Below are 13,065 nucleotides of genomic sequence, written 5' to 3'. Positions count from 1 at the left end.
GAAAAACCCGTTTAATGCGCCCCGTTGCCCAGATAGCTCAGTCGGTAGAGCAGGGGATTGAAAATCCCCGTGTCGGCGGTTCGATTCCGTCTCTGGGCACCACCTTTCGTTTTCAGGTGGCACCAAAAACACCTGACAACCCACAAAGAACCCGCCTAGTGCGGGTTTTTTGTTGTCTGTGATTCCCCTACCCTCCCTTGCAAGCCCAAAGTTTTAGGGTCATCTTTAAGGACGTCACCGGTTCGATCATCTCCGACGACCCTACGAAGGTGCCCTATGCCTCGCAAAGTCTCGCCTCTGACAGACTCCGCCATCAAGGCAGCAAAGCCCAAAGAGAAGCCCTACAAGCTGACTGACGGCCAAGGCCTGTACTTGGACATTAAACCGACCGGCTCAAAGCTGTGGCGCTTCAAGTACCGATTTGCCGACCAAGAGAAAACCCCGCTATCCCTTGGCGCATACCCGGACCTCTCCCTGGTCAAGGCCCGCCAGAAGCGCACAGAGGCACGCGAACAACTGGCGAATGGCATAGACCCTGGTGAGCAAAAGAGAGCCGACAAGCAGGCACGAAAGGTCATCGGACTGACATTCGAGGCACTAGCGCGGGAATGGTATGCCTACAACTCGCCACGCTGGGCAGAGAGCACAGCCTACAAGGCGAAGCTGTACATGGAAAATGACATGATACCGGGTATCGGTTCGCGCCCACTCAAAGCTATTACCCGCCCCGAGCTGGTTGAACTAGTCCGCAAGGTGGAAGCACGGGGCAAGCTGAATGCCGCTGGCAAAATTCGCCAGTGGCTGCACCAGATATTTCGCTTCGGACTAGCTCGCGGTGCTGTCGACACCAACCCTGCCACCGATCTGGACGTGGTGGCCGCACCAGCCAAGTCCGCCCGCCATCACCCGCACGTCACCTTTGCCGAACTCCCCGAACTGCTAAGCAAGATCGACACCACCAACATCAACACCCTGACCCGCTGCGCCATCCGCCTACTAATACTAACTGCCGTTCGCCCCGGCGAACTGCGCGCAGCGCCTTGGGCCGAGTTCGATTTAGACACGGAGACTTGGACGATCCCGAAAGAACGCATGAAAGCCCGACGCACGCACATGGTGCCGTTGCCGCACCAGGCCGTCGCCATCTTGCGCCAGCTTAAGGAAATCACCGGGCGTTATCCGCTGGTGTTCGCTGGCCAGCAAAATCCGGAAAGACCAATGAGCGAAAACACCATCAACAAGGCGCTATGCCTGATGGGGTACAAAGACCGCCAGACCGGCCACGGATTCCGGCACCTACTTAGCACTGAATTGAACGGGCGCAACTACCACAAAGACTGGATAGAGCGCCAACTGGCCCACGGCGATAAGGATGAAATCCGCGCCACCTACAACCACGCCGCTTACCTGGAGCAGCGACGGGAAATGATGCAAAACTGGGCCGACTCAATCGACGCGCTATGCGCAGGCACTAACGTAGTAAGCATTAAGCGCGAGGCTTAACAGATGCCCCCTGACGTCGATTTATCTAACTGGGAAAAAAAACAGTCCTGGCTCAAAGAAAAAGCCAGAGAGGCCGGCAGCCTTTCTGCTGAGGAAAATGCTTTCTTGGACAAAGGCATAGCCCAACGAATACGCGAAAAGCTAGAGCGAAAAGCTGCGAGTCAGTGGTGGGCTCTTTTCGGATTGCAGGGGCATAAGCTGGAATCACTGAAAGATGAGGCGCAATTCATCTGCGGACTGGACAAGGTTTTCATCCACCCAAAACCCAGCAGCCTACTATCACCCGCTACCGGGGCACGTAGATCGTACTCAGTTCAATACCTGACCAAACAAGGCGAACCGGCCACTGCCGAGTTCATCGCGCCGCCACCATCAAGACTTCTGGAGCTAATGCTTTGCGGATTCTTCCGCTACGGCGAGCACTGGATTTATCTAGGCCGCTCTACAAATAATACGCATTATCAGCCGGAACAATGGATTGTCCTCCCCGACACGGATGAACCAAGTGAGCGGCTCGGACTTAAGGTTGAAGTTAGCGGACTGCAAACGCACATCACCCCAGGCGCAGTATTTAGCAGCCTAACCAACAAAGGTAAAATGAGGCTTGCGGAGGATTTTGGATCGCAAGGCACCCACGCGGAATGGCTGCAAAGCATCGTAGACAACCTGACAACGTCGAGACCATGGGACGCCCCCCTATCTGTTCGGCTGGCTGGCGAATATGCCACTGGTGGTTTTCCACTAGCCGAGTTGATTGCCAATGGGACACACATCAAAGGACAAAAAGTCGAAGTCATAAGCGGCAATCCTTTTGACCTCAGGCCAGAAAACCTAAGAACCATATCCAGCCGGGGAAGAAAAATGACTTGCAGCACCTGCAAGAAACCAGCTACAGCCAAAGATTCCGAGAAAATCAGAGACTCGACAGGCTCGACTTTTAGGGTATGTCGAACCTGCCTAGACTGGGCGGCGAGAAAGATTGCATATCAAAAAACACCACAAAAGAATTGATTGGGCGGTTTAGGTATTGCACGGAATGTCCGGATGGCGTATTTTAAACCCTAGTGTGTGGTATCTGCGCACTGAGTAAATAAACCGGCCAAGGAGCCGGTTTTTTTGTGCTCAAAATTCGCCACATACCCAGAAGCCCGCCTAATGCGGGCTTCTTCATTTCGGCCCGCCATCGTGCGGGTTTTTTTTCGTCTGGAGAAAACCCATGACCGCACACACCGCCACCTCCCAACTCCCACGCTGCTTTATCAAGCTGGTCGAAGTCAAAGCCCTGACCACTCTTTCAACATCCGAGATTTACCGGCGCATTGCAGCCGGCACCTTCCCTGCTCAGGTCACCCTCGGCCCGAAGTCCGTAGCGTGGCTGGCAAGTGAAGTACACAAGTGGTGCGAAGACCGCATCGCCGCATGTCGCGGGGAGGTTGCCTAACATGAGCACAAAAAAAAGTGCCAACCAAACGTCCAGCCCCAACAATTCACCCGCCAATGATACCAGCACCACCGCGCAACGCGCCCGGCTGCTCGCGCAACTCAAACTAGAACCAGTGGACACTTTCACCGCTCGACGTGAGCTGAACATTATTCACCCAGGGGGGCGTGTCGCCGAACTGCGCGCAGCCGGCCATTCGATCCAAACCCAGCGCATCAGCCTTACAGATGATCAAGGCCGCACCCATCACGGTATCGCGCTGTACTTCCTGAGCCCCAGCGCCGCGCCTGCCCAAACCGAGGCATAACCCATGAAAGTTCAAAACGGCACTACCCCGCCGACGCCGAAGGTTTGCCCAAATTTGGCTCACCGCTATCTGTTCACCCTAGCCTCCGCGAGTGCTGACCTTGTTCTGTTGATCGTTATTGAGGTGACCTTATGGATTGCGTGATTCTGTTTCGTGATTTTCTACAGAGCCACTATGGGCCGCTTGATCTGGTACCCATTCCTGACGGCGATATTCACCGCTTCCACATTTCCGGCGACCGGCAAGGCACACTGAACGGTTGGTATCTGCTATTCGCTGACGGCATCTCGTCCGGCTGTTTTGGGTCCTGGAAGGCTGGCAAATCACACACTTGGCGCAGTCGTGAACCAGCCAATCACCAAGAAGCACTATTGATTCACCAGCGTATCGAGCAGGCTCAGCGTCAGCGCGAAGCCGAGATACACCAGCGCCAGCAATCCACGGCTGAATATGCCAATCGCCTATGGCGTGACTCCCGCCGTGCCGATCCCGACCACCCGTATCTGGTCGCAAAGGGGGTACGTGCTTTTGCCCTGCGCCAGTCGGGTGACATGCTGCTGGTGCCACTGACCTCTGCCGGGAAAATTGTGAACCTGCAACGCATCTACCCGGACGGCGCCAAGCGTTTTCTGTCTGGTGGCATGGTGAAGGGCTGCTGTTCGCCACTGGGCAGCATCACCGCCGACCAGCCGTTGTACCTGTGTGAGGGCTGGGCCACCGGCGCGACGATCCACACCGAAACTGGTGCTGCGGTGGCCTGTGCGATGAACGCCGGAAACCTGCTGGAGGTTGGCCGGAAACTCCAGCGCCAGCACCCCGACTCCATACTGATCGTGGCAGGTGACGACGACCGACAGACCGAGGGCAATCCGGGGCGCAGCTACGCCACCAAAGCAGCCACCGTGCTGGGTTGTGGTTTGGTGCTGCCGCAGTGGCCCGCCGACGCACCGCAAAATCTTTCCGACTTCAACGATCTGCGCCAATGGCGGGAGCTTTGCCAATGACAGCCGCCACCATTACCCCGCTGATTCCTGACTCCGCCGCCGCCCCAATAGACCGCCCGGAGTATCGTGTTTATGACCATCCACTCACCTTGGACGGCTCCACGCTTCGGGCTGGCGTCTGGTATCACGGCAACAAGGAAGACAAGGCAACCGGCGACCGCATGCCGTTCGATGAGTGGCTGTGCGCGCCTTTGCATGTAGATGCCGTCACCCGCAACGAAGGCAAGGACGGCGACTATGGCCGGCTGTTGCGCTTTCGCAATTCCGATAACCGCTGGCTGACTTGGGCCATGCCCAACGAACTGCTGGCCGGCAAGCCTGATTCGATTCTGGCTGCCCTGTTGAGCATGGGCCTAGACGTTGATTACAAGCGTCGCTACCAAGTTTGCCAGTTCATCGCCAGCCAAAACCCGCAACGTCGGGTTATCGCTGCGACATCTACCGGCTGGCACACGCCCGAGCTGTTCATCATGCCCCGGCAGAACATCGGTATAGGTGACGCTATTTTTCAGAGTGAGGCCGCCAATGGAGACGATTACCGGCACGCTGGCACCTTGGCCGGATGGCAGTCGAACATTGGCGCACGCTGTGAAGGCAACCCGCTGTTGGTGCTGAGCGTCTGCGCGTCACTGGCCGGTGCGCTGCTGTTTCATGTCCAGCGCCAAGGTGGTGGGTTTCACATCTTTGGTGACTCAAGCACTGGTAAGAGTTCCGCCATTCTGGCCGGCGCCTCGGTATGGGGGCACGGTGAAGACTTCAAGCGCACATGGCGCGCCACTGGCAACGGTCTGGAAGGAATCGCCAGCCAGCGCAATGACACGGTGTTAGCCCTGGACGAAATAGGCGAAGCGGACCCTCGGGAAATAGGCAACGTGGTCTACGCAATGGCCAACGGCAGCGGAAAGACCAGAGCCAGCCGCAACGGAGTAGCACGGGCAATCAAACGCTGGCGCGTCATGCTGTTTTCATCGGGTGAACTGGGGCTATCAGCACTGATGGCCGAAGGCGGTAAGCGCAGCCGTGCCGGTCAAGAAATCCGTCTTCTGGATATTCCAGCGCGTCGCGCCTTTGGAGCTTGGGACAACTTGCACGGCATGAGCGGGGGCCGGGAGTTTTCCGACGCCATCCAGCGCGCAAGTGTGACCGACTACGGGCACGCCGGACCAGAGTTTATCCGCAAGCTGTTGGCGTCAGGTGACGTTGGTAAGTTACCTGAGTGGCTGGCTTCTATGGTCGCTAAGTTTCCCAGCACCAATGGGCAAGAAGGCCGCGCCGCGGAACGCTTTGCCTTGGTCGCATTAGCTGGTGAGCTGGCTATTAAATTCGGCGTTCTTACCATCCCAGCAGGCACCGCCCTAGCCGCCATACTGGACCTGTTCGACGTGTGGCGTGCTGGCCGTGGTGAAGGTCCAAGCGAGAATCACCAGATTCTTAAGAGTATTGCCGACTTCATCGCCCGACATGGCGATACTCGTTTCTCTGGTGCTGACAATCTGCACAGCGAAGCCAGGGACCGCGCCGGCTACTGGGAAGACGCCCCGAGCGGACGTCTATTCCTGTTCAACCGCCCCGGCCTGGAGGAAGCCGCCAAAGGTTACGATCTTGGCCGTGTAGTGCTGGCGCTTGATTCAGTCGGAGCAATTACTAAGCGGGAAGCAGGCCGAGCACAAGCGACCAAGCGGCTGCCCGACGGCACCAAGCTGAAGCTGTATTTCATCGATCCGACGAAGCTAGAGCCAGAAACTTAAACGCCCTTTGCTTTTTCTGCTGGGTACAGCGGGGACAAAGGGGGCGCCCCAGTGCCGCAAGGGCTAGTGCCGCCCCCACCTCAGAAAACTCAAAGGGGACAGCGGGGACACACGAACAACTTTGCCCCCTCTGTCCCCTCACTGAAAAAACGTAGGGGGCCGCTACAGACCGCGCCATTACTGGCTGCCCCCTTCATCCCCTTTGCCCCCTCGACAAAAACATGTTCGAGAATGAAACCATGACCCTGGCCTGCATTGCCGCCGGGCGCCACCACCCGCATAGAAGACAGCGCGGCTAACAACAGCGCTGATGGGGCGATGGTGAGCCGCTATTCCAAACCTGCCATGCTGCCGTTAGGCTTTTTTGAGTGGCCAATGGGTTCAATATAAAGAGTCAGCGTCGCGCGTTAACGAAGTATTCAATTTTAAAGCTGACACTTTCACCATTATCGGTGAAGCTAATATCTATAGGCAGTCCGCTTTCTAGATGTTCATAACTTACTGTAAGTAGGCTTTCACCCGATAAAACCAGGTAATACCCAGTGCCATCGCAATCTACCTCGATGAATTTCATTCTTCCTTTTCCATCGGGCCATATAATATTTCTACCCGAAGTCGCAAATCCGACTGATAAAAATTTCTTCAGCGCACCGGAAGAGCAAATCATCCATTCAGCTTTACGAGTAGGGAGTGTAAATTCTGAGTTTTCAGTCCGGTGATTGTAGAGTAGTATTTGAGCACTTAACCAGTCATGAACTTCCCGAGCTAAATCTGAGCCATACATATCGAAAAAGTAATGAGTATCAGTTCCCGAAAGAAAAGCTACGCGCGGTAGGCTGAAATGTGAAACTATAGGTTGCACTTGACCTAGCGTGAGTCTTTTGAACAAAGAATATTCACTTACGGACGAGCCGAGTTGCTCTATAACCTCACGCTTAAATCTTTCCAACGATACGAGGTCCAGTTTCTGACTGGCAATCTGAGACTTTGTCTTTTGCTCAAGCGCCTCTCCCAACAAATCGCAAAACTTACAAGCATATTCTCGCAAGCTTAACGCTTGCTCTGGCAAAACTCCAAGCCTGTCAATAAATCTAACGTTGGCTAAAGTTTTAAGTAGTGACGTTTTTAGCAACGGGACTCTTTGAGTAGCGTCTTTCAGCTCACCCAACAAGCTAGTTGGAATTGTAGGTGTAGACATTTCAGGTTTGATGGTAGCGCCAGTTGCACCCAATATGTAAGTATTCCAAAGCTCGTAGACTATAAGTGCCCCTATGGCATCTACTATTTTATATTCCTGGAGGTCGTCCAGGCGGAGCGTATAAAACTCGCCAAAATTCTTCGAAGATAAAAATGCTCCGATACATTCACCCAAAGATGTTGGAACCGGTGAGTGACCCACATTGAACGAACGCGACCCAGCTGGATTACGCAACTCCCTACACTCGACCACTATCTCCGGATGTGTGGACAGCAATGTGGCTAGAGCTCTCAAAGTCCCAGTTTCTATTTCACTGGAGAATTTTTTTAATGCTATACCTTTCCAGCACTTGCCTAACGCCACATCTATAGCTTCAAACTTCTCCTTAATTAATTCCTTGTCCGAGATTTTTACTTCGAGATATGCTTGCATCTCCGGCTTATATTTATTTTCAATTTTTTCTTTAAGCTCGTCTGTTGTTGTACGCCCGGCATATGTATCAGCAACGTCGCTATCGAAATCCGGTAAACATGAGCACCCCCACAACTCTGCAACATGTTTAGGGAGACCCCACCCACCTTCTTGATAATTGCTCTTGAACTGTATTACATAACGGACATTACTCAAAAGCTCCGGTATATTTGCTGGCTGCTCGCGAACAGAGGTCTCAATTAGAAAATTAAAATGCTCCTGGAGATACGTGTACGCCTCATTGCTAGACTTTGTTTTATTAGCAAAATTAAGAAATAAACGACCATTTCTGCAAAAACGGCCGTACGAGGGAAGTTTTTCCTCCCTGAACCTCGCGATCCTTTCAATCACACCAATCTGTGATCTATATTCTTCTTTGGAAAGGATCGCCCCCATTACAAGATACAAATAAAACCCTGCTATGGATTGGTAAACATCTACTTCTCTGGAGACTTCAACTGCGGCCAAGACCGACGGGAGAGAAGCCAGCAAGTGACGCGCAAACTCGTTTGCTTCATAATTATCTAGATTATTAAACGCCTTGTACGAAATATCTGTGATTCGGCTATCCAAGGTAACTTTGGCCGGGTCAGTGCAGAGCAAATAGGACTCGAGTTCTATCAAGGCAGCAATGTTATCCTGAATCCTCACTTTTTTAGAAAACAGCCCTTTTATTCTTAGTGACCTGGAGAACAATAGACCCTGCCCACCATCAGCCCGTAGAAAGCTGGCCTGCGCATAATTATTAATGCTCCGATAGATGCGTTCGTGTATCTCTTCTATATTCGACATAAAAGTGTATGTAAACTTAAGATGTCGATATACTTGATACACCACAGACCCGAACCAGACCGTTAGCCCGCACAAATATGGAACCAAGGAAATCAAATCGAATACTCGAATTGATATGATCAACTTAGCAGCGAGGGAAACCGCTAAAACCATGAACAGATGTTGATTTAATTTTTTGGCATCTATCCCTGAAAGTGAAGAGGTTATCTTTAATAGCGAAGGGCTTCTGTAGCGTGTCCTAGTCGCCTCGATGACATTTAAAGATATTGGAAGTGCAAGTGCACCCAAGGCTGCCGCAATGGTAATTATATCAGTTACCAATGTTACCCAAACCGCACTTTTTTCGTCTACAATTGCTGCGCGCGCGGCAGTTATTACCCAACATCCAAATTCGTTGAGCACTTGATTAACCTTAACACCGAACTGAAGTATAGAATTTATAACCCCCGAAAAATCCATCTCGCATATCTCACTTGTCAGTTAAAGCGACTAAGTACATTAGCTAGCAACATTCTTCTTGCTTTTCGAAAGCCATCTCGTATTAACTTCGACAGCCAATGTCGAAGTGGATATATACCTAGAGCCACCCTCCCGCTCTGGGCCGATAGCTGCCTGTGAGGTGAACCAGACTGGAACCGAGTTCACCTCGACATGACTGTCGACGCGCCTTTGGTGTGCAATCGGTCAACCGATGTCCAATTTCTTCAATCGAGCTATGCCTTGTTTGATATGGCCAGCGTTTTCACCTATGGAGCACAGTGCACCACGGACATTTCCGCCCACTTCTCGTGCCCCTTGCTCCTCAACTAGCAGTGTCAACTCCATAATGGCCGCCTCCAGAGCCTGCTGGTTTTCGTACAGCCTTTCCAGTACATCTGGCAGTGAGTAATCGCTTGGCATGGGTGTCGATTCCTTTCAAGAAAGCCCCAGCATAGCAGCGACAGTGCTCCCGATTGGAACCCGCAACAGGTTGATTGGCATATCGTCAACTGGTGAAGCTGTCACCGGTTACTTTCGACCCAAAGTTACCGAGCGTTGATCTCCGCTGTTGGATCGCTGAAAAGCGAGTTGCAGTGACTGAACATGGAAAAACTGGGCTACTCTTGGCGCATTCTCTTTGGAAGTCCCCATGTCCGACCATCACTCCGTCATAATTAGCGAGCAAGGACAAAAGTGGCTCGACCAGTTTTCGATGGGTGACCGTCCACTTGCCGAGGAGCTGCTGGGAGCCTTTCTGTTGGTCTCGCGCGACGACTTTAATGACCACCTCCGAGCGCTTATCCTTGAACGAGCTGAGAAAGTTGGTGGGGTTATCGCGCTCTACGCTGAGCGAGAACTCAGACACCGCCTCGGCGTCCCCCATAAGCTCTTTAAGGAACCGTCACGCAAGCCACCACGTCGTGCTGAGGGCAGCGCCGGGCCAGCGGCGGTCAAGGCAACGAAGGCATATGACCCATCTGTAGGCAGCGAGGGCATCGTCGCTCGCTTGATTACAGACCTTTGCCGCGAATTTCCCCGGCGGTTCATAAGCCATCCCGGCCCTGAGCAAATTCGGCGAAAGAAGGTTCGGGCCTTTTGGGTTGTAACGGATATCGTAGGCAGCGGCCAGCGCGCTTACCGATACCTTCAAGCAGCGTGGCTAGTTAGGTCTGTTCGCAGTTGGTGGTCCGGCCGCTTTCTGAAGTTCGCTGTTGTCACGTACGCTAGTACAGAGATGGGTGAAAGGTACGTTCGAAGCCATCGTTGCCGGCCGGACGTGATTCATGTCATGCCTTGCCCCACTATCGATACCGCCTTGTCAAAGATCAAGGCCGGAAAGATAAAGAGGCTGTGCGAAACATACGACCCCACAGTTGGTGACCCAGATATCGCGCCCTGGTCTTCGGGAAGCGCCAGCCTAGGTTATGGCGGTACCGGAACACTTCTAGTGTTCGCTCACGGGGCACCGAACAACGTACCGCTGATGTTCCACAAGGCTTCCAAGCGCAAAGACTCGCAGTGGGTTCCGCTGTTCCCTTCCCGGGTGACGGCCGGAATCGACAGCAGCTCCTTTGGAGTCAGCATGACTAGCGGGAAGATACAGCAACGCTTGGAAAGCATTGGACATGCTGCCCTGGCTAGGTCAGCTGCTGTCGTGAAGTCCAACATTCCAACAGGCGAAGTGTTTCTTTTGCTTGGCGCTCTTTCCCGCCCCCCAAGACTCAATGACAGCGTGCTGTCCCGCCGAACAGGTTTGCCTACCCATACTGTGGCGCGCCTTTGCCGACTGATGGCCAGCTACAAGTGGATTGACTCTCAACGTCGACTGACCGACGCGGGGGTGGGGCAACTTCGGCACGCTCGCAGGAAAGTGGATGAACAGATGCAAGAACGTCTACAGCGTGTTGGCCAAATTCAACAAACACCGTACTATCCGAAATCGTTGAGGCAACCAATCTCAGAAGTCTAGATTCGGTGCGCGTTGTTGTTAAGGACGCAACCACCATTGATGCGTTTCGACGCATCAACCGGGCGCAGACTACTGCTGCTCTATGTTTTAGCCCCCGCTTACGGCTAAGCGCTCCCGCCACAAGGCTACGTGGCGAGGGCTTCGGCTTGCGGCGGGAGCCCTCACCCTGCGGGTGTCAAAGTAGATGACAGATTGGAAGCCTCAACCCTATCGCCGTGCCGCTGAGGAACTGGGAGTCTCAGAGGCTGTGCTCGAAGCGGCAATCGCTGCTAGCGAGGCAGTAGTTGCCGTTCACACATCCCTCCCTCCCATTTTGACACTTGGGCATCTGTCCCATTTGAGCGGCGTTTCATACCAAGACCTGCGTAGCTTCGTGAGCCGTGACGAGCCAGACCCGTACAAGGTTTTCCGTGTTCGTAAGCGCCCTCAACCAGACGGACGTTTGAGGTTCAGAGTAATTTGCGTACCCGACGCGAGACTTGGCGACGCCCAGCGATGGATAGCTCGGCACGTGCTCGTCCATGGCCGGCCGCATTCGGCAAGCACCGCGTTTGCACCGAAGGCAAGGCTAATTGATGCGGTTCGCCCTCATTGTGGCAGCCGCTGGCTCATCAAGATTGATGTGCGTAGGTTCTTCGAGTCAATATCGGAGATTTCTGTATACAAAGTCTTTAGGCGCCTTGGTTATCAACCTCTCGTTTCCCTTGAGCTTGCAAGGCTATGCACACGTGTTGGTCCCAACACATGGCTTACTCGAACGCAGCGCTGGTGGCGACGAGCGCCGTTGCACGTCTCAACTATTAGGAACTACGCGCTTCCACGACTCGGGCACCTACCCCAAGGCGCCCCCACCAGTCCAATGCTCGCGAACTTGGTGATGCGCGAAGCGGACATCGAACTTTCCAAGATTGCCAAATCGTACGGCCTCAATTTCACGCGGTACGCTGACGACCTGACCTTTTCTACAACTAAGCCTAAGTTCGACAGAGCTGCCGCAGGCTCTCTCATTCAGCAGGTCTATCAAGTGCTTGGGCGATTTGGACTCGAACCAAATCTTGCGAAGACTCAAGTAGTTCCGCCGCGAGCACGGAAGATAGTCCTCGGACTATTGGCAGACCGAGACGCACCGTGTCTGACTCGTGAGTTCAAGAACAAAATGCGCATGCATCTCCACTACCTTGAGCATGAAGACATTGGCCCAGTAAGACATGCACAGCACCGTGGTTTTTCAGCTGTTGCCGGGCTGCGCAACCATTTGCTTGGGCTCGCGGCATATGCAAGTCAGATTGAGCCCGTTTACGGTGCTGAAATAAAAACGCGATTGATGGCTGTGCCGTGGCCCATCATTTATTGAAAGCATCGGGTTACTACGGTCAGTGACGACCGGCATGAGCCTTGACCGGCCCTTGAGAGTGAACGTGCGCACACCGCCTACCAGGGGGGAGGATAAAAAGTCCAGACCATTCAACTCAAAGACCGTTCCCTGTCACGTTCAAACACTAATCCATAGTTTTTTGGTAACCCGCAGACACGGTTTTGTGTGAGTGAAGTCGTACTGGGGGAGGGTACATTTTGTTTTAGGGACACTTTTAGGGTCATTTCATTTCCAACAAAGCAGTAAAACTCTTAAAAACAAGACTTTTAGATCGTGGTTCGATTCCGTCTCTGGCACCAAATACCGAAAACCCTGAATCGAAAGATTCAGGGTTTTTTTATGCCTGCGATTTGATTCGGCACTGGTCCGGTCACCTTCGAAGCGACAATTTCCCACCTCCTATCGCCACATCCGCAACGGTTGCCAGGGCCAAGTCCAAAGCCCCTTTGGCAGCGATTCATTTAAAATTCCTGTTTTCGAAAGACCAATGCGAACTGCTGGGTGCCTACTCCGATGGCCTGGTTTGCGTGTTGATCTTTGAAGAGCGGCGGACTGAACAAGATCCCGGCCGAGCTGGACATCAAGGGACTGAGTTCGCATTCCAGCCTCGCGCCTGGTCCGCATACAGAGGCGCCTTACTGGTGCGCCGTGAACGCGAAAGACGGGCACTCGCCCTATTCGGTAACGCGATCTGTAGCAGCTGCCGAGCCCGCGAGGCTGCGTTCGGCTGCGAAGCAGTCGTAAAATCAGTAATCGCGGTACGTCAGGCAGGCCGCG

Annotated in this window: 10 protein-coding genes and 1 tRNA gene; 9 read left to right on the top strand and 2 right to left on the bottom strand. The window is 53.5% G+C overall.

Translation table 11 applies throughout. The features are described from left to right. Positions 1-26: 26 nt before the first annotated feature. From PMI28_RS09315 to PMI28_RS09345, 7 genes are all read left to right on the top strand, one after another. Positions 27-102: transfer RNA gene (locus PMI28_RS09315), tRNA-Phe, on the top strand. Between the two features lie 174 nt (positions 103-276). Then, entirely contained in the window at positions 277-1,503 is a 1,227-nt protein-coding gene (locus PMI28_RS09320; protein ID WP_007989186.1) for a tyrosine-type recombinase/integrase, read from the top strand. A 3-nt stretch (positions 1,504-1,506) separates the two neighbouring features. Continuing rightward, positions 1,507-2,514, top strand: a complete 1,008-nt coding sequence (locus tag PMI28_RS09325) for a hypothetical protein (RefSeq protein WP_007989184.1) — start codon at positions 1,507-1,509, stop codon at positions 2,512-2,514. A gap of 205 nt (positions 2,515-2,719) precedes the next feature. After that, positions 2,720-2,944, top strand: coding sequence for a helix-turn-helix transcriptional regulator (locus PMI28_RS09330; RefSeq protein ID WP_007989182.1), 225 nt, complete (start codon positions 2,720-2,722; stop codon positions 2,942-2,944). A gap of 1 nt (position 2,945) precedes the next feature. Next, a complete protein-coding gene (locus PMI28_RS09335; protein WP_007989179.1) occupies positions 2,946-3,251 on the top strand; it encodes a helix-turn-helix domain-containing protein in 306 nt (101 codons plus the stop codon). A 131-nt stretch (positions 3,252-3,382) separates the two neighbouring features. After that, positions 3,383-4,255 (top strand): toprim domain-containing protein, encoded by an 873-nt coding sequence (locus tag PMI28_RS09340; protein ID WP_007989176.1) that lies wholly within the window; start codon positions 3,383-3,385, stop codon positions 4,253-4,255. Beyond that, the gene (locus tag PMI28_RS09345; protein WP_007989172.1) at positions 4,252-6,003 is read left to right on the top strand and encodes a DUF927 domain-containing protein; all 1,752 of its coding nucleotides are present in this window, start codon (positions 4,252-4,254) and stop codon (positions 6,001-6,003) included. The genes PMI28_RS09340 and PMI28_RS09345 overlap by 4 nt, the downstream gene beginning before the upstream one ends. Before the next feature lie 394 nt (positions 6,004-6,397). Here the strand turns inward: PMI28_RS09345 and PMI28_RS09350 are convergent, their stop codons facing one another. Further along, a complete protein-coding gene (locus PMI28_RS09350) occupies positions 6,398-8,866 on the bottom strand; it encodes a hypothetical protein (RefSeq protein ID WP_238540705.1) in 2,469 nt (822 codons plus the stop codon). Between the two features lie 282 nt (positions 8,867-9,148). Continuing rightward, positions 9,149-9,364: a hypothetical protein gene (locus tag PMI28_RS09355; RefSeq protein WP_007989168.1), complete on the bottom strand. Its 216-nt coding sequence runs from the start codon at positions 9,362-9,364 to the stop codon at positions 9,149-9,151. Positions 9,365-9,593: 229 nt separating this feature from the next. Between PMI28_RS09355 and PMI28_RS09360 the strand changes: the two genes are divergently transcribed. Together PMI28_RS09360 and PMI28_RS29825 are read left to right on the top strand one after the other, a co-directional pair. Further along, a complete protein-coding gene (locus PMI28_RS09360; protein ID WP_007989165.1) occupies positions 9,594-10,913 on the top strand; it encodes a phosphoribosyltransferase-like protein in 1,320 nt (439 codons plus the stop codon). Positions 10,914-11,097: 184 nt separating this feature from the next. Continuing rightward, complete coding sequence (locus PMI28_RS29825) at positions 11,098-12,267, top strand: reverse transcriptase family protein (protein WP_007989163.1); 1,170 nt, start codon at positions 11,098-11,100, stop codon at positions 12,265-12,267. Positions 12,268-13,065: the final 798 nt, after the last annotated feature.

Source organism: Pseudomonas sp. GM48 (assembly GCF_000282335.1).
GTDB lineage: Bacteria > Pseudomonadota > Gammaproteobacteria > Pseudomonadales > Pseudomonadaceae > Aquipseudomonas.
The sequence above is the reverse complement of the archived record's forward strand: the minus strand, read 5'-3'. Positions and strand labels throughout refer to the sequence as shown.